Raw genomic sequence first — 15,622 nt, 5'->3', positions numbered from 1 at the left:
GGTCTTGTAATGACCGTGTGGGGCGAGGAGGCGGCAGCGCTCGCCGCATGGCGCGCGGCCATAGCGACGCGCCATGGCGGTGTTGGCGGCGGTCTCATCCAAGAATACAAGCCGTTCAGGGTCGAGATCGGGTTGTTGATCGAACCAGGCTTGGCGCGCCGCCCTCACGTCAGGGCGGGTCTGTTCTTCGGCGTGCATCGCCCCTCACATGGGGTATAGCTCGTCAAGTCTGATGATGCATGTGCATCGCGTTCTCCTTAGCGGTCGCGGATCCGTTGCGTGAGCCCGTTCTCACCATGCAGCCAAGACGGCCGCATCACCTCACATCCGGTCGAGATGACGCTCAGACCATAATTCCTCGTGCTCGAGGACGTCGGGCTCGGGTTGGCGGGACCATCCTTTTTTACGGCATATTTCAGCCAAGGGGCATCTTCGGTCGCCGCCTGCCCGGATCCGGAAAAGCTGTGGTGTTCAGCTTCTCGGAATTGGCGATGAAGTCGTCCAGTTACGCAGCCTTGAACACGGCGCCCTCGGGGACGACGCCTTGGGTGGCCGACTTACCAGCAGTCGGCAAAATGGTTCGACTGCTTGTTTGCGCGCGTCGCTTTCATTGCGATGCCGTTCTTTGCGGGCGCCGCATATTCGCGGAGCGGTTTGACGACGCCGTTTTGGCGCCGTGGGCGCGGCGCACGGCGCGCCTCGACCACATCGTTCATTGCCTCGGCCTCGCCTTGGGCGGACGGCCCGCGGCGCGCTTCGCCTGCCGCCTGATGGCGCCCGTATCCAACGACACGATCTTGCGCGTCGTGCGACGGCGCGGAAGTCCGCCGGCGCACGCCCTGGTCATCAGCATCGACGAGAAATCGCAAATCCAGGCCCTTGATCGGACGCAACCTGGCCTGCCGCTAAAGAAAGGACGCGGCGCCACCTTGACGCACGATTACAAGCGCAACGGCACGACCACCTTGTTCGCGGCCCTCGACGTGCTGACCGGCGAAGTGTGCGGGCGCAACATGCAGCGCCATCGGCATCAGGAGTTCATCCGCTTCCTCAACGCCCTTGAGCGCGACATCCCTGCCGGCAAGGTTGTCCACGTCATTCTCGACAACTATGCCGCCCACAAACATGAGAAGGTGCGGTCCTGTCTGGATCGTCACCCACGCTGGACGTTCCACTTCACGCCGACGACGAGTTCATGGCTGAACGCCGTCGAAGGCTTCATCGCCATCCTCACGCGCCGACGGTTACAGCATGGCGTCTTTCTCTCGGTCGTCGATCTTCAGGCCGCCATCAACCGCTTCATCGACGAACACAACCAGACGCCGAAGCCATTCGTCTGGCGCGCTGACCCTGATGTCATCATCGCCGCTCGAAACCGAGGGCTCCAAGCGTTGGAGTCAATCCAATAGGTTCCGAAGGGCTTCGTCCGTGGCGAGATCGAGGCCCAGTTCGCCGCCCGTACGATCGGGAGGTTCGACCGGAGCGAGCCGCCGACGGCGGCTTTGTCCAAGTACATATCATTGAGGATCGTGCCTATCCCGAGCGGTGCCTCCCGCCTGCCTGGGTATCGATCGTCTGCCGACGTCCTTGGTAGAGGCGTCGGCCCTTAAGGAAGCCTCCTGGTCGGGCGTTCGCGGCATCCGCACCGTGCTGGTGTTCGACCGCACTGGCCAGCACGCCGCCGACCAGCTTGATGGTCTGAAAACGTGACATTGTAGCCGACATTTGGATAGCTATTTCACGCTTCTGAAATTTTCCCGCCTCATGCGTGGAACACAACTTATGCGATTCAACCGTCGAGTTGGTTGCGACCTGTCGTTGTATTTCTTAGTAAGATAATGCGATCGTCGATGAACCCAACACGGTAATTCTAAATGCTAGTGTGTGAGTTGATTGGGACTGCGTGCCGTAAAACTCGATGTCTTGAGGCCTTCAAATAACATTGAAGTGAACGGCTATATTAAAAATAACCATTCACACCTTCGTGTGGAGCCAATAAGCAATGGATACCACTAAGCTTGCGGCTGTCGATCTTTTTTATGCGAGCGCCGAAATATCCGTCAACAGTGGCATCGAATCGATGTTGAGGGCCTTGTACCACGTAAGGCAAGCAGAAGCAAATTTGTTACGTGCAATTGCTGATGAACTGCAGACTCCGCCTGACAGCTCTCCGGATGAAACCATAGGGTCTTCAGGTCTGGACATGGTTTACATCGAAGGAGAGGCGTCAGCAGATGCGCGATTTACCACGTGAGGCAACGGGGGAGGAATCTCGGTTGCTACCTCGGATCAGGTCTGGTTGAGGTGCCAAAAAACACACGCATAGCGTGTGTGTTGCGGTTCTGCTAAAAGCATAAGTCTAAATAGAATCATATTTTTTTCCGAGAGCCGCCATGCGTCCGCAATCGTCAATTCCACTCGCGTTGAGCGCGGTTTTGAGCCTTTGCGGTTTTCAGACCGACGAGTCGCCAGTTGCTAACGGACGTTACGCGTCGTCAATAACGCAAAGGGGGTATAACCTGGGCGGTCTTGGCCCCCCGTCCCTGGGCAATGCTCACGCAGAAGTAACGCCAACCGTTCTCGCCCAGAGTGAGGAGCCAGCGGTCGAAACCGACGAGAGCCAAACGCGCTACAAAACCCATGATGGCAAAGTCGAACTTAACTTTGTCAATCTTCCGATCGCCGAAGCGGCGAAGGTCGTTCTTAGCGACATGAAAGGCATCGACTTCGTCGTAGATCCCAGACTGGAAGGTCGTGTCACCGTCCACACCGCGCGTCCAGTATCCAAACGTCAGGCGCTGGATCTGTTTCAGTCCGCACTTCGTGTGTCCGGCGCAGCGCTGGTGCGCACCGGACATGTCTACAAGATTGTGCCCATCGAAGCCGCGGGAGGCGCAAGCGCCGATGTGGCTGTCGCCGGACCAGCGCAGGAGAGCGATGGTCTTGGGGGCTATTCTGTGATCGCGCCGCTGCGTTATGTTTCGGCGGCAGAAATGAAGCGTGTCCTCGACCCCATTGCAGCCAAAGGCGGCGGCGTGCGCGCCGATAGTTCTCGCCGCGCAGTGGTGCTGAACGGATCGCCGCAGGAGATCGATGCGATGCGCGAGGCGATCACGCTCTTCGACGTCGACGCGATGCGCGGGATGGCGTTCGCTCTTGTGCCAGTGAAGAGTTCTGATCCTTCCGCGATGACGGAGGATCTCCGCACGGTGTTCGGCTCCGAGAAGGAGGGGCCGATGAATGGCATGATTCAATTCGTCGGCAACAAGCGGCTCAACGCCATCCTTGTGATCAGCCCCAACCGGCAATATCTCGAACGAGCCCGCGCCTGGATCGAACGCTTGGATGCCCGCGCTCAGACCTCGGAAAAGCAGTTTTTCACTTACCGGGTACAGAACCGTCCGGCTAAGGAGTTGCTGCAGGTGTTGACTGCAATGTTTGCATCCGAGACTGGCGGGAAGATCGGCTCCTCATCATCTCCGCGCCAAGGGCAATCCGTGGTCTCTTCGGCCAATAACAGCATGTTCGGTCAGAATGGCGCCCCGCCGACAAATCCACTCGGGGGGCTTACCTCTAACGGCACACCTTCCTCCAATCCTTTGAGCGCAGCGGGAAACGGACAGAGCGATTTCCAGTCTTCCGCGTCCTCCTCCGGCGGGAGTTTGGGAAATGGCATGCAAGCTGCGGCGCTTGGCGAAGACAGTCGTTTTCGCCTCGCTGCTGACGATGCAAAGAACGCCTTGGTAATCATGGCGTCGTCAGACGATTACCGAAAGATATTACGGGTGATTGAAACACTCGACGTGTCGCCGAACCAAGTCTTTATCGAGGCGACAATAGCTGAGGTCACCATCAACGACGCCTTACATTTTGGGGTTGAATCGTATTTCAACCGCCATACGAGTTACAGTGGATTCTCGACGAATTCCGCCACACCAAAGGGCGAGCCAACAACCCCCAGCGACATTCTCGGCAACAATCCCCTGAACGTGGGTACTGGCGCGATCTTCCCAGGTTTTTCCTATGCGCTCAAGACGGCGAACACACAAGTTACCCTCAACGCGCTTAACGCGATCACCACTGTAAATATCGTGTCGACGCCCTCGTTGACTGTCCTGGACAATCATCAAGCTGTTCTGCAGGTTGGTGACCAAGTGCCGGTTGCCTCGCTGCAGAGCGCTACGGCGCTCGGCAACACATATACGTCGGTGTCCTACCGCGACACGGGCGTCATTTTGTCGATCACGCCGCATATTAGCGATAGTGGTCGCGTAATGTTGAATCTAGTGCAGGAGGTTTCTAATGTGGATACGAACACGATAACAAGCACAAACACCAATCCGACCATCCAACAGCGCAAAGTAAGCACTGACGTCGTGGTCAAAGACGGCGAAGCCCTGATGCTGGGCGGTTTGATGCAACACGATCATTCCCATGCCGACAATCAGGTTCCGGTGCTCGGCGACATTCCCCTCATTGGGAACGCCTTCAAGGATAAAAAGGATAGTGTCGGCAAGACAGAACTGCTGATTATGATCACACCGCATGTGTTGCGCTCGAGCGCTGAGGCGCTGGCGATCACAGACGAGTACAAGCGTCAAATGCGCGAAATCTCAAGCCGGGCGATCAAGAAGCCGCATTCATTAAGCCGGACGCTTGACCGCGCCATTCTAGACGGCGAATAGCGCGAAAGTGCAGGCGCAAGCCCCGGGCTGTTGCGATTTGCCAATCCAACCCTCTGAGCGGCAAGCGCTGCTGTGCTCCCATGTTAAAAATCGAGGTGCGACGGGCGAGTCGTATCCCTCGGGCGTGACGCGCCTTGCGGGATTTAGGGCCTCGGAACGATGCTTCGCAGCTAAATCGGCTTTATGAGCGAGGTTAGCTGCGCAGCATGGGACGAATGACGGTGATTTCCGGCGCCGAGCGCCGCCGGCGCTGGAGTGACGAAGACCGGGCGCGGATCCTCGCGGTCGTTTCCGAGCCCGGCGCGGTGATCGCGGAAGTGGCGCGGCGCGAGGATGTTTGCACCAGCCTTGTCTTCAAATGGCGCCGTGATATGCGCGAGACGACGGAGGCGGCCGCCGGTGGGTTCGCACCGGTCGTCATTGAACCGACGCCGGCGGCGCCTTGCTTGTCGCCGTCATCGAACTGCTCAAACGCCGCGGTGATCGAGGTGGAGTTGAAGGACGCGCGCGTGCGCATCCACGCCGGCGTGCGGATTCCGATTCAATCCGGCCAGGTATTCCGACGCGAAGCCGGCCGGGGATTCCGATTTGATGTCGGCCACCGTTCCGATCTGAAGCCGGCCACCATTCTGATGTGAAGTCGGCGACCGCGCGGACCTTTTTTGTCCGACGCAGGCGGCAAACTGAAGGACGCCTCAAGGGTCAGCTGATCAGGCATTGCGAAGCTTCCGAATGGGAGGGCGCAAATGCCAGCGAACAGGGAGCTGACCATGAGACAGATGCGGCTATTGCTGCGTCTTCATTCCAACGGCGCGAGCGGGCGAGAGATCAGCCGGGCGGTCGGGGCGGCGCGCTCGACCGTTCAGGATGCGCTCAAGCGGGCCGCCGCGGCCGGCCTGTCCTGGCCCTTGTTGCCGGAACTGACCGACGCCGCGCTGGAAGAGAAGCTTTTGGCCCGGCCCGCCACGAGCGCCGGCAAGCGTTTGCGGCCCGAACCAGAATGGGCGGTAAGCGCTGTTTTGCTCCCACCTTCAAAATCGAGGCGAGACAGGCGAGTCTGACGCACTGATTTTGGAGATCGGCTTGTGTCTGGACTTGATTTTACGCTTGACCCGAAACCCTCGCCCGTGCGGCGGATTGAAGTCATCACCGGCGGCGGCGTTCGTCGCCACTGGTCGGACGAGTACAAGGCGCAGGTGATCGAGGCCTCGCTGGCGCCCGGCGCGGTGGTTTCGCAAGTAGCGCGTCGCCACGGATTGTCGCCGCAGCAGTTGTTCACCTGGCGGCGCGAGGCGCGTCAAAGGGCGCAGGCGAATTCGGCGCCTTCGTTCGTTCCCGCCGTTCTCGACGAAGCCCCGCGCGGCGCGCCTGCGGATTCGGAACCTGCTGCGAAAGCTCCCGCGCCGGTCATCGAAGTCGAGGTGAACGGCACCCATGTGCGGATCTGGCCGGAGGCGGAGCCCGCGCTGACGACGGCGGTCCTGCGCGCGCTGCGGCCGACGGGGACACGATGATCGGTCCGTCCGGCGCTGTGCGGGTGATGGTGGCGACGAAGCCCGTCGACTTCCGCAAAGGCGCAGAGGGACTGGCCACCCTCGTGCGCGAAGCGATGGCAGCGATCCATTCAGCGGCGCTGTCTATGTCTTTCGCGCCAAGCGGGCCGATCGCGTGAAGCTGGTTATCTGGGACGGCACGGGCCTGTGCCTTTTCTCCAAGCGCCTGGAGGATGGCGTGTTCCGCTGGCCCGGCATCGCCGACGGAACGATGCGGCTTTCTTCCGCGCAGCTTTCGGCGCTGCTCGATTATCCATGTTGATGCCCCCGGGAGCGAGGCTGACAGATTCTGAGGTCGAGGCTGTCGATCGCATGCTTTCGCAATCGCCGCACGCCTTCAAGAACCGCCGCGGTATCGTTGAAGAGGTAAGCACCATTGGGTTGGCGATCGACCATCAGGCGCCGCCGCCGGATTTGCACATAGAGCCAGTTCACCGGAATGTTCAGCCTGGCGGCGAGTTCGGGAGCGGATAGCCAATCCGTGCCGCGTCGTTCAACAAGACGGACATGCGGTCTTACACTGGGCGGCGTTGGCGCGCGAGTTGAAGCGGCCGGGCGTTAGCCTTCAGATTCTGTGGGAGGAATACCGCGCGGATCATCCTGCGGGCTATGGCTATTCGCGGTTTTGCGAACTCTTCCGCGAGTTTGAACGGCGCCTGTCTCCGACCATGCGCCAGCACCATGAGCCCGGCGAAAAGGTCTTCGTCGATTATTCCGGCAAGAAGCTGCCGATCGTCGATCCGGCCACCGGCGAGATCCGCGAGGCCGAGATCTTCGTCGCCGTTCTCGGCGCCTCGACGCTGACTTTCGCCGAGGCGACCTGGACCCAACAGCTGCCGGACTGGATCGGCTCGCATGTGCGGATGTACCGGTTTTTCGGCGGGGCGCCGAAACTGCTGGTTCCCGACAATCTCAAGAGCGGCGTCCACAAGGCCTCGTTTTACGACCCCGAGATCAACCGCAGTTATGGCAAGATGCGGTGGGAGCGGTCTGCGCGGCGCTCGCGCCGATCCGGCGCCTGGTGGAAAAACATGTGATGGCGGCCGAGCGGTTGCATGGCGACGACACGACCGTGCCCGTTCTGGCCGCCGGCAAGACCGACACCGGGCGATGTTGGGTCTATGTGCGCGACGACAAGCCGTTCGGCGGTGCCGGCCCGCCTGCGGCAATGTTTTATTACTCGCGCAATCGCCGGGGGGAGCATCCGCAGGCGCATCTGGCGAACTATTCCGGCATCCTGCAAGCCGACGCCTATGACGGCTATGGAAAGCTCTATGAGGCAGACCGCAATCCCGGCCCGATCAAGGAGGCGGCGTGCTGGGTCCATGCGCGGCGTCCGTTCTTCGCCATGGCCGACATCGAGGAGAACGCCCGCCGCAAGGCCGCCGGCAAAAAGGAAATCCCGTTGTCGCCGATCGCGATCGAGGTGGTGCGCCGCATCGACGCGCTGTTCGAGATCGAGCGGGCTATCAACGGCAAGACCGCCGCAGAGCGCTTGGCGGTTCGGCAAGAACGGAGCCGGCCTCTGGTCGAGGATCTCCAAGCCTATATGCGCGAGCAGGCCGCCCGGCTGTCGCGTGGGCATGATCTGGTCACGGCGATCAATTACATTCTCAAGCGCTGGCCGGCGTTCACGCTCTTTATCAAGGATGGCCGCGTTTGCCTGTCGAACAACGCCGCCGAGCGCGGTCTTCGCGGCATCGCTCTCGGCAGGAAATCGTGGTTGTTCAGCGGATCCGACCGCGGCGGGCAGCGGGCGACCGCCATGTACAGCCTAATCGTCACCTGCAAGATGAATGGCGTCGACCCGCAAGCTTGGCTCGAAGACGTGTTGACGCGGATCGCCGATCATCCCGCCAAACAGATCTGTGATCTGCTGCCGTGGAATTGGCGCAAGCAGCCCACAAGGTTGGCAGCATGACGGCCGAAATCCACGTCAGGTACAGCCCCGACGACGAATGGCTCGGCCAGCTCGTCGCTACTGTGAAATCGGGCACCTTCTCCGGGACGAGCTCGGCCTGGTTCGACCGGCAAGCCGTGAAGGATGGCTTCATCAACACTCGGCGCGAGTTTCCGATCTCGGCAGCGAGCCCACCCGTAATTCAAGGTGGCTTCTGGGATCGGGACCGCAAAGGTATCCTTGAACAATGTCATCTCCGGATTGCAGTCCGTCCCTATAATGTCCGAGGCGAGCTTTTGGTCGTGGTCGACCTTGCAACCGAGAGCAGAACCAATCCGGATAGAGATCAGCAGCAATCGGTCACAGTGCGCTTCCTAACGGAATACGGCAACCTGGACACATTCGCAGCAGAGTTCGAACAGGTGCTCGACGGGCAACGTGAGCGCGCCACCTTGCTCGGATCAAAAACATAGCCAATAGCGGCCTACGCCGGATGCGTACGGTGAGTCTGAAGCTGGACTGTTCTATCAACCCCGGCGCACTGACGGCTTGACGGATTTTGGTCGGCAGGCGGCGCATAGCGAGGCGCCGATTTCGGCTGTGAATTCGACCGGAAACGGTCCCACATCTGGGGGATGGCCTGGTTTTACCCACAGGTCGCACGGAGTCACCGAATCGACCAGTCTTCTCTACGCCTGCGACAACGAGCGCGCTCGGAACCGAAATCGTTGCTCGAAGGGCGAAGCGCATGGTAATGTTTCTCACCGAGAAAACAGTGCCAGTTGGTGCCTGAACTTCATGAAAATTGAGTCAGAGCCAAAATGGAAGCCAATTGACAGCGCGTGGCTTATCGCGGCCGCTGGCCAGTCTCCGCATGGCTATCAGACAAAGTTCCTTTCTCGATCCGCCGTGCTTCAGGGGCGCTTTGCGCCGTTGTTTCTGTTTGACGGACCCGCCAAACATCACACCGACTTGCCTGAGCGCCAATCACGGTCGGTGCCACGGTAATCCAGTTTCCATAACTGACAACCATAGGCGTTCCAGTCTTCAATCCCACAAAAATCGAAGTCAGAGTCAGTCTTTATGCAGTGCATAAACTCATCGAATAGGACCAAGCTTAGATTGTCTGGCCCTGTGACCCAGTGAATGCTGGCCTTCTCTCTTCTTTCTTTGCAAAGAAGAATTTCTTTAGTTGCTCGGCGTAAGGCTCGGATGATCACAGGATGGTTGGGCTTCGTTATAATTGGGTCGTTATTAAAATAGTAACGCCAAAGGTTTTTGTTTTCTGTATTTGTCAATATTCGCTCACGCGACACCATTTCGTTGTTGCCTGCGCACAAAAATTGCAGTTTCAATCCACCGCGCCCATCCAGCAACTCCCTGAGATGGCGTCTTCCTGGTACATTATCTGCGTCAATGTAAATGCCGCCATATTGCGCAAGATAGGCCAGTCGAAAGTAATCGCAGCGCATTGCCGGATGATGACAATATTCGAACGCTTCTATTTCGGTGGGTCCGTAAGTTGCGCCGATGTATGTTCCGGCCATGTGTTGGTCGAACATTATGTGTTCAAATCCGTCAATTTCACGCCATTGACTAATGCATTTAAGCACATCGTCCGGCGGAACTCGTTGATCCCAAAATTGAATTATTCTGGCGGGAATTTCGGCGGTCTCACCATTAGGCGTTTGTTTTCTTATAGCTTCGAAAGTAAATGCTTTACAGAAAAGCGGATACAGACTCTGTGTGTCGACTTCCTTGAGAGAGTCGGCAACGTTTACGAATTTATTAAAATCTGAAGCGTCCAATTGTTGCTTCAGTCGTTCCAAAAGCTTCACGGCAGTCTCCTGAAAACCTTCGTTTGTTCGTTCAGTTGTTAGAGTTCGGGCGGCGTTTTTTTATTGAAAATTTGCAGGACGCATGTGTCTGCCGGCGGGGCTGCGATTAAGCATCAGCTGTAAATTAGGGTCACCGGCGCTTTACGTCAAACCGTCCGAGCCATGTCTCGCGCTTTGCCAGTCCATTTCCGTTGGTGCGGACCGGCATAACGGTTGGGCGGATAACAAATCCGTCCTACGAGAGACCGAAATATGCTCCGGTTGTCATCTCATGATGGATCCGCAAAATAGACAAGTTGGCCTCCTGTGTGGCTCACCCCATTCGGTTGTTCAGTTTACATATTATTGCAAGACGCGTTGAAGAGCGACCATAGGTGTCGTGGGCACAGCTGGTTCAGATCGTCGTAGCCGGCCATAGACCGACTTCTTGAGCGGACGGCTTGCGGCTTAAATCCGAATGTGACCCGACTCGTTGTATCGACGGCACCAAGCTCCGGTCACGATTTGCGCCTCGTTGAGCGTGTAGAACGTTTCTCGGTTAAGCAGGTCGCAGGGAAGCTAGGAACTTTCGCGATAGCCGTTCTCCCGTGGGCTGCCCAGCGCAAAGCGGGCCGTTTGTGTCCCTCGCGGCGGCAATTGACGAGATTCAGAACGTCAGCCTGGCGTTTGAAGTATTTGCCGCGCGCTGGGCGGTCTTCGCCTGAATGCCGACGACATTGCCGAGAAGGTCGAGCAGCACGGCGACGAGGCCCCGCGCGAAATCGCACGAGACGTGCAGTAGGCCCACGGCGGCGTCCGAGAGGGTGCCGCAAACGTGGTGTGCGTCAAAAGGCCGCCTAAAAGATAACGTGCCCGCCGGTCAGGTGATTGGCATTGCCGTGCCGTGATTCGCCAGACCGTTTGCCTCGGCGAGGATTTGTGGGGCCTCGCCGTCGAGGCGCAGGCGGCATAGGAAAGGAGAAGGATGGAAACTTGACCTGGCCGGACCGTTAAGTCCTAAGTCGACAATTGTCAGTTCCTCGCAGAAGTCAACGGCCTGGTCGCTTCTAAGTTGTTTCCTCCGTATGGGCTGTAAGCGGTTGGGTTGAACGGCGCTCTAGGAATCGCTGCGCGCGCTCGGACGGGGCGCGGCCGATCTTAACAGCCAGATTGAAGAGATCGACGAATTCATCGGCCTGACGGCGCAAGTTGTCGGCGACCATCGGTTGCTGGGTGGTGATTGTGGACACCACCGACAGCGCTGGGCAAGCGGAAAAGGCGGTTGGGTGCGTCCAAGTCGGCCGCTCATCGGACAGGGGCGGTGCGGTGAGGTCCTGGCTGCGCTCCGTTCGTACTTCCGCGCGGCAAGGTCAAGGACACGCGCGCCGCCGTCATCGAGCAGGCGCGCGAAACCCGCGTCGTCCTTCCGGAAGCTCACTTCGCCGTCAGTGCAGAAGACGTCGCCGCCTTCACACGAAGCTACGCGTATTGCGCCGCCGAGGACCAGGAGGGCGACGAGACGTCTTCGGACGAGGGCGAACCGACCGACGCGTCGGGTGACGACTCGGAAAACCCCGCCTCCGCCAATGACGACGATCAAGCCGATGGCGAAGACGACGAGACCCACGCCGCCGCGGCGTGAAGCCAGGACCGACGACAGCGTGGCGCCGCCGCCACGCTGATTGATCCGGTCCACATCACCCCATTCCCGAGACCATCGCCGCGCCGGCCATGCCGCGCGCGCTTTCGCACGGAGACATCCATGTCTTTCATCGCTTACGCCGATCGCGCCGGCGTCATTGGCTTCGCCAAAAAATGCCCTGCCGGCGCGCTTCCCATCGCGCGACATGCCGACCTCGACGTCCTGAAATCCGCGGTTTCCGTCGTGGCGCGTCTCGCGCACGATAACGAGACCTTGCTTGCGCCCGGCGTTCCCGAAGCCGCCGACGGCGACCAAGCCGTCAATGCGCTGACGAATTTCGTGGAGACGGTTCGCTCCTGCTTGCGGGAGGTCCCGGAATGATCACCGATCCGATCAAACAACGCCTCGCCACGCGCAAACGGACGACCGACCAGCTCGCGACGGATCTGATCATGGATTGCGAGCGCGCCGCCTCCGGCCGCAACAGCGGCGCGTCAACCCGGCGCAATGGAATGGAACGGATTGGCGGCGCTATCTCCACGCCGCCGCCCATTCTCCGGCCGCCCTGCATCTTTCCGCGCTCTACGCCTCGACCGGAGAGATCGAGGCGGGGCGCGTTCACGGCTGACGGAGGCGATTCCGATGTCCGAACCTGACCAAACCGCAGACGAAGCCGGTCGCACCGCGCGCATCCGTGAACTGAACGACGCCTTTCGCAAGGCGCCGAACTCGCTCGGCAAACTCTGTCTGACGCGTTCAATCGCCGCCATGACCGAAAGGCGCTTTCTCAGTTCCTGGGCCGCAAAGAATGATCTTCGGTTCAATCTAACATCATTCGCAGAATGAAACAGGAAGCGCGACTGGGGCGCATCCCGCTATTCGCTGGAATCACTACTTGACCCTAGCCTTATGGGGGCTACAACCCTTGATGACGTAACGTGATTCTCTCAACCTAACGTGAGGGTGGAATTGTGAAAACCTCAGCCATTGATCGTGAAATCGGCGCGCGCCTTCGCATGAAGCGTCTTGCAGCTGGTCTTGATCAGCTGACGTTCGCAGAACAGCTTAATACGACGGGGCAGCGCATCCGCGAGTTTGAAGCTGGCTTGGCGCGGGTGGACCCGCAGACAATGCGTTCCATTTGTAGGCTGCTGAACTTGTCGGTCAGCTACTTCTTCGAGCCTTGGATGGGCCGATCAGAGAGCAACGTAGCCGCCTGCTCGGCAGCTGAATGAAAATCATTGCAAGTCAAATCGTTGATGTTGACCTAGTGCAATGGGGCGGCCATATGGGGCATCGTTTGCACTGAGGAGTGCGGAGAGTCGACCGCGGACGGCGCCGGAGAGGAAATGAGTAAGAATGAAGCTGAGGCGGCGGCGGAACTCGCCATCGTGGACGTTTTGTACGCCCGCGCCGAGCTCGTAGCATTTACAGACGCCCAAGCGTTGTCTAGGGCGATCGAGCACTTGGACCAGGCGCTCGCAAACTTAGCGTCGCATGCGCCAGTTTTAATCGCCCAGAACGGGGCTGAAACGACTTAAACTCGCAGAAGGGGCACCACCTACCGGCTGCTCTCCGCCTCGGCGATCGCGCAAGGGGTGCTCATCCCGAGCTTGAGGAACGCCTTCGCCGTGTTGAGCAGCATTTGAACCTGCAGGGCGGCGATTCGCCATGAAGCCCCCCTCATAAAAAGGGCCGCCCCATCGTCAAACGATGATGGAGCGGGCCGGGCTTCCATCCCATGACGCTGATGGTGCTCAAGCGGCATTCCCGCCGATCGTGTTCAAGCACGTGGCGTAGGACGCCGGGAGAAGCGGCTCGCGTAGCGCGCTCCCCATCGCGTTGACTGGCGGGACGTCGTCGCGCGCCTGGTCGATGGCGCCGCGTTCACCGCCAGCGTTCGGCCGATGCCAAGCGCGCGGAAACGTGCGCGGGACACTCTGCTCCGCGCCGGTCTCGCTTCCTCCGGGGACGTCGACGAACGTATGTGTCGCGCAAGCGCCGAATACTCCCGCGCTGCCAGCGCACGCGCGACCGTTTGGAAGTAGATCTGATCCAGGCGGTGGGTCTACGATGCCGTTGGGCGGGATGGATCGACGCCGATGGTCGCGACGTCCGTCAAGGCAAAACCGCCATCCTTGGTCAGGATCGGCGCACAGCAGGATTTCGCCGTCGCATAGTGGAAACAGTCGGCGAGATTGAGCGCGCTGTTGCGTTCGGCGTCCGGGTATCGATGCCGCCCGTAACGCTCGAACGCCTGGAGGGCGGTCGGCAAGTCGCGCGATCCGATCGACAGCACATGGATATCGGCGGCCTCGATAAACTCTTGCACGCGGGCTTCCGCCTCGTTCATGGGAATGCGCTTCTTGCGGTACAATCCGACCGTCGCCTCCCAAACCGCCAGGACGGAGGTCACTGGCCGCTTTGTCCGCGCCGCATCAATATGCGCCGCGAAAAACTCGGCGTCTGGCTCGCCTGTCATGATGGCGATGATGACTGAGGCGTCGACGAACATCAGTAGTCACCGTTCAGTTCATCGAAAAACGCCTTGTCTGCTGCAAGGCCGCTGTCGGGATAGGCGGCGACGCGGTCGCGCAAAGGTTTGAGCCGCTCCCACAGAGGCAACGCTTCAGACGCGCGGCGCAATTCGTTCTCGAGCGCGATTCTCACCGCCTCGGTCTTGTTGACGCGTTTTTGCGCAGCGAGCTTCTCAGCGAGCTGATTGACCTCTTCGTTGCGAATGTTGAGCGGCATGGGTGATCCTTGCGTAGGCGTGAATATATGGCCGTCTACACGTGAATACAAGCTTGCGCGCGGCAAACAGACGAGAAACGCAGCCGCCACGGCTGTGTCCGAATTCGCGCCAGTGCGTGTCTCCTATGAAGGCGCTCCAGTCGCGATCGCTCCTGATCGCGACCATCGCCGAGGTGAACACCATGCTGACCCGCTACGCTCAAACCGCACTCGTTTCGCTTGGCCTTGCGTTGACCGCGCCCGCCGCCCACGCCCAGGAGCCGTCCGACGAAATCATCCTGGACTATCTCAAGTCGATTTACACCAGCATCGACGTCGTCGATTACAAACGGATCTATGAAGGCGGCCTGAACGCATTGAAGGACGTCGTCGTCATCAGCTATTCGCTGGATTATCCGAAGGGTCCGGAGGGCGACGCCGCCAAAACCTCGGAATTCGAAGTGCTCACGATCGAAGACGATCGCCTCAAGAAAATCCCGATCATGCCGCTTCCGGTCGGACAGCTCGACAATGTCAGCGTACGCGACGGAAGAATTTACGTGGAAGCCCGAACCTTCCGCGACAACGACAAGCCGTGCTGTCCGTCCGAGCCGCGCAGCCTTGTCTACAGGGAATCGGACGGCGTTCTGATAATGGGCGATTGACGACGATCCCCACTTCGCTCGGCCCTTGAAGGTCTGGGCGAAGCGATAGCGGCGTCGACGCTGCCGCCAGACAGCTGATCAAGGCCTCGCGCGGTTGGCGAAGGCCTCGGCGACTTCCTTGTCGAAACCCTGGTAAGGCGCGATCAGATCGCCCTCGATCGGGGCTTCCGGATGCGCCCTGGCGTAGGCCCATTTCTCGCGGAATTCCTCGATGGTCCCTTCGAGAATCCACTCAGCCTTATGCGCGCGCTCAACGAGCGGGATCAGCTCCTCAAGGCCAAAATAAATGATCACCTCTTCCCAGCCGCGCCAGACATGCTGCTCCGGCTCCTGCTCAAGCAGGTCGAAGGCGCGGATCAGGAAGTCTTTCACGGTTGCGAGATCGAGCCCGCCCTTCTTGACCAGCAAGATCAGCGTCCGGAATTGCCAAAACCGGTACGATTGGTCGGCGTATTGGTCGACCAGCAGATTGAACAGCGGGGTGGGATCGCCGTCGTAGATTTCCGCCATCAGGCGGGCGGCCTGGTCGCTATAGACGATTTCGGACAGGAGGTTGGGCGTCCCGGCCCACGACCAGGCCAGCAGGTAAGCGTAATACCGATACGCCTCTTTTCGCTTCCATTCGGC

General features: G+C 59.6%; 20 protein-coding genes and 5 pseudogenes. 18 read left to right on the top strand and 7 right to left on the bottom strand.

Features of this window, described 5'->3' with window-relative positions; translation table 11 throughout:
- A pseudogene (locus tag CFB24_RS21040) lies at nt 1-195 on the bottom strand (IS630 family transposase); the annotation flags it as partial.
- Nucleotides 196-821: 626 nt separating this feature from the next.
- Here CFB24_RS21040 and CFB24_RS21035 point away from each other — a divergent pair.
- From CFB24_RS21035 to CFB24_RS20990, 12 genes and pseudogenes are all read left to right on the top strand, one after another.
- Nucleotides 822-1,409 (top strand): annotated as a pseudogene (locus tag CFB24_RS21035) (IS630 family transposase); the annotation flags it as partial.
- A 178-nt stretch (nt 1,410-1,587) separates the two neighbouring features.
- A complete protein-coding gene (locus CFB24_RS23975) occupies nt 1,588-1,710 on the top strand; it encodes a hypothetical protein (RefSeq protein WP_264583670.1) in 123 nt (40 codons plus the stop codon).
- Between the two features lie 292 nt (nt 1,711-2,002).
- The gene (locus CFB24_RS22815; protein WP_141098548.1) at nt 2,003-2,254 is read left to right on the top strand and encodes a hypothetical protein; all 252 of its coding nucleotides are present in this window, start codon (nt 2,003-2,005) and stop codon (nt 2,252-2,254) included.
- A gap of 139 nt (nt 2,255-2,393) precedes the next feature.
- Nucleotides 2,394-4,685, top strand: coding sequence for a type II secretion system secretin GspD (gene gspD, locus CFB24_RS21030; RefSeq protein WP_088522581.1), 2,292 nt, complete (start codon nt 2,394-2,396; stop codon nt 4,683-4,685).
- A 215-nt stretch (nt 4,686-4,900) separates the two neighbouring features.
- Nucleotides 4,901-5,323, top strand: a complete 423-nt coding sequence (gene tnpA / locus CFB24_RS21025) for an IS66-like element accessory protein TnpA (protein WP_158255366.1) — start codon at nt 4,901-4,903, stop codon at nt 5,321-5,323.
- A gap of 132 nt (nt 5,324-5,455) precedes the next feature.
- A complete protein-coding gene (locus CFB24_RS21020) occupies nt 5,456-5,746 on the top strand; it encodes a helix-turn-helix domain-containing protein (RefSeq protein ID WP_176440469.1) in 291 nt (96 codons plus the stop codon).
- Between the two features lie 24 nt (nt 5,747-5,770).
- A complete protein-coding gene (tnpA, locus tag CFB24_RS21015; RefSeq protein ID WP_088522579.1) occupies nt 5,771-6,199 on the top strand; it encodes an IS66-like element accessory protein TnpA in 429 nt (142 codons plus the stop codon).
- A complete protein-coding gene (locus CFB24_RS23785) occupies nt 6,196-6,357 on the top strand; it encodes a transposase (protein ID WP_244593356.1) in 162 nt (53 codons plus the stop codon). Before tnpA (CFB24_RS21015) ends, CFB24_RS23785 begins: the two co-directional genes overlap by 4 nt.
- The gene (gene tnpB / locus CFB24_RS23780) at nt 6,354-6,500 is read left to right on the top strand and encodes an IS66 family insertion sequence element accessory protein TnpB (protein ID WP_244593357.1); all 147 of its coding nucleotides are present in this window, start codon (nt 6,354-6,356) and stop codon (nt 6,498-6,500) included. The genes CFB24_RS23785 and tnpB overlap by 4 nt, the downstream gene beginning before the upstream one ends.
- A gap of 259 nt (nt 6,501-6,759) precedes the next feature.
- A pseudogene (locus tag CFB24_RS21000) lies at nt 6,760-7,206 on the top strand (IS21 family transposase); the annotation flags it as partial.
- 5 nt (nt 7,207-7,211) lie between these two features.
- Nucleotides 7,212-8,159 (top strand): annotated as a pseudogene (tnpC, locus tag CFB24_RS20995) (IS66 family transposase); the annotation flags it as partial.
- A complete protein-coding gene (locus tag CFB24_RS20990) occupies nt 8,156-8,611 on the top strand; it encodes a hypothetical protein (RefSeq protein WP_088522578.1) in 456 nt (151 codons plus the stop codon). The pseudogene tnpC and the gene CFB24_RS20990, both read left to right, overlap by 4 nt.
- Nucleotides 8,612-9,100: 489 nt before the next feature.
- On the opposite strand, the gene CFB24_RS20985 is transcribed toward CFB24_RS20990, so the two are convergent.
- From CFB24_RS20985 to CFB24_RS23775, 3 genes and pseudogenes are all read right to left on the bottom strand, one after another.
- Nucleotides 9,101-9,976 carry a glycosyltransferase family 32 protein gene (locus CFB24_RS20985; protein WP_141098547.1) on the bottom strand — a complete coding sequence of 292 codons (876 nt, stop codon included), beginning with the start codon at nt 9,974-9,976 and terminating at the stop codon, nt 9,101-9,103.
- 646 nt (nt 9,977-10,622) lie between these two features.
- Nucleotides 10,623-10,763, bottom strand: a complete 141-nt coding sequence (locus tag CFB24_RS23275) for a hypothetical protein (RefSeq protein WP_158255367.1) — start codon at nt 10,761-10,763, stop codon at nt 10,623-10,625.
- Nucleotides 10,764-11,022: 259 nt separating this feature from the next.
- Nucleotides 11,023-11,214 (bottom strand): annotated as a pseudogene (locus tag CFB24_RS23775) (LabA-like NYN domain-containing protein); the annotation flags it as partial.
- Nucleotides 11,215-11,717: 503 nt separating this feature from the next.
- On the opposite strand from CFB24_RS23775, the gene CFB24_RS20975 reads away from it, so the two are divergent.
- The 5 genes from CFB24_RS20975 to CFB24_RS20955 all read left to right on the top strand — a co-directional run bounded on the left by CFB24_RS20975 (nt 11,718) and on the right by CFB24_RS20955 (nt 13,138).
- Nucleotides 11,718-11,978, top strand: coding sequence for a hypothetical protein (locus tag CFB24_RS20975; protein ID WP_088522576.1), 261 nt, complete (start codon nt 11,718-11,720; stop codon nt 11,976-11,978).
- Between the two features lie 76 nt (nt 11,979-12,054).
- Nucleotides 12,055-12,225, top strand: coding sequence for a hypothetical protein (locus CFB24_RS23270; RefSeq protein ID WP_158255368.1), 171 nt, complete (start codon nt 12,055-12,057; stop codon nt 12,223-12,225).
- Between the two features lie 14 nt (nt 12,226-12,239).
- Nucleotides 12,240-12,443 carry a hypothetical protein gene (locus tag CFB24_RS20965; RefSeq protein WP_088522574.1) on the top strand — a complete coding sequence of 68 codons (204 nt, stop codon included), beginning with the start codon at nt 12,240-12,242 and terminating at the stop codon, nt 12,441-12,443.
- A 125-nt stretch (nt 12,444-12,568) separates the two neighbouring features.
- A complete protein-coding gene (locus CFB24_RS20960) occupies nt 12,569-12,832 on the top strand; it encodes a helix-turn-helix domain-containing protein (RefSeq protein WP_141098546.1) in 264 nt (87 codons plus the stop codon).
- A 114-nt stretch (nt 12,833-12,946) separates the two neighbouring features.
- Nucleotides 12,947-13,138, top strand: coding sequence for a hypothetical protein (locus CFB24_RS20955; RefSeq protein WP_088522572.1), 192 nt, complete (start codon nt 12,947-12,949; stop codon nt 13,136-13,138).
- Between the two features lie 527 nt (nt 13,139-13,665).
- Here CFB24_RS20955 and CFB24_RS20950 read toward each other — a convergent pair.
- Nucleotides 13,666-14,112, bottom strand: a complete 447-nt coding sequence (locus CFB24_RS20950; RefSeq protein WP_088522571.1) for a type II toxin-antitoxin system VapC family toxin — start codon at nt 14,110-14,112, stop codon at nt 13,666-13,668.
- On the bottom strand, nt 14,112-14,351 hold the full coding sequence (locus tag CFB24_RS20945; protein ID WP_088522477.1) for a type II toxin-antitoxin system VapB family antitoxin: 240 nt from the start codon (nt 14,349-14,351) through the stop codon (nt 14,112-14,114). Before CFB24_RS20945 ends, CFB24_RS20950 begins: the two co-directional genes overlap by 1 nt.
- A 53-nt stretch (nt 14,352-14,404) precedes the next feature.
- Here CFB24_RS20945 and CFB24_RS20940 point away from each other — a divergent pair, with 53 nt between their 5' ends.
- Entirely contained in the window at nt 14,405-14,995 is a 591-nt protein-coding gene (locus tag CFB24_RS20940) for a hypothetical protein (protein ID WP_141098545.1), read from the top strand.
- A 78-nt stretch (nt 14,996-15,073) separates the two neighbouring features.
- Here the strand turns inward: CFB24_RS20940 and CFB24_RS23265 are convergent.
- Nucleotides 15,074-15,622: hypothetical protein (locus CFB24_RS23265; protein WP_210190750.1), on the bottom strand; the 549-nt coding region annotated here is incomplete at its 5' end.

It is taken from the genome of Rhodoblastus acidophilus (assembly GCF_900187365.1).
Classification (GTDB): Bacteria; Pseudomonadota; Alphaproteobacteria; order Rhizobiales; family Beijerinckiaceae; genus Rhodoblastus; species Rhodoblastus acidophilus.
Note: the sequence above shows the minus strand (reverse complement) of the source record. Positions and strands in the feature narration are given on the sequence as shown.

Excerpts from the sequence above, each read along its gene's own strand:
- CFB24_RS22815 (WP_141098548.1), top strand. The coding sequence starts at position 2,003 with ATGGATACCACTAAGCTTGCGGCTGTCGATCTTTTTTATGCGAGCGCC.
- gspD (WP_088522581.1), top strand. The coding sequence starts at position 2,394 with ATGCGTCCGCAATCGTCAATTCCACTCGCGTTGAGCGCGGTTTTGAGC.
- tnpA (WP_158255366.1), top strand. The coding sequence starts at position 4,901 with ATGACGGTGATTTCCGGCGCCGAGCGCCGCCGGCGCTGGAGTGACGAA.
- CFB24_RS21020 (WP_176440469.1), top strand. The coding sequence starts at position 5,456 with ATGAGACAGATGCGGCTATTGCTGCGTCTTCATTCCAACGGCGCGAGC.
- CFB24_RS23785 (WP_244593356.1), top strand. The coding sequence starts at position 6,196 with ATGATCGGTCCGTCCGGCGCTGTGCGGGTGATGGTGGCGACGAAGCCC.
- CFB24_RS20990 (WP_088522578.1), top strand. The coding sequence starts at position 8,156 with ATGACGGCCGAAATCCACGTCAGGTACAGCCCCGACGACGAATGGCTC.
- CFB24_RS20975 (WP_088522576.1), top strand. The coding sequence starts at position 11,718 with ATGTCTTTCATCGCTTACGCCGATCGCGCCGGCGTCATTGGCTTCGCC.
- CFB24_RS20965 (WP_088522574.1), top strand. The coding sequence starts at position 12,240 with ATGTCCGAACCTGACCAAACCGCAGACGAAGCCGGTCGCACCGCGCGC.
- CFB24_RS20955 (WP_088522572.1), top strand. The coding sequence starts at position 12,947 with ATGAGTAAGAATGAAGCTGAGGCGGCGGCGGAACTCGCCATCGTGGAC.
- CFB24_RS20950 (WP_088522571.1), bottom strand. The coding sequence starts at position 14,112 with ATGTTCGTCGACGCCTCAGTCATCATCGCCATCATGACAGGCGAGCCA.
- CFB24_RS20945 (WP_088522477.1), bottom strand. The coding sequence starts at position 14,351 with ATGCCGCTCAACATTCGCAACGAAGAGGTCAATCAGCTCGCTGAGAAG.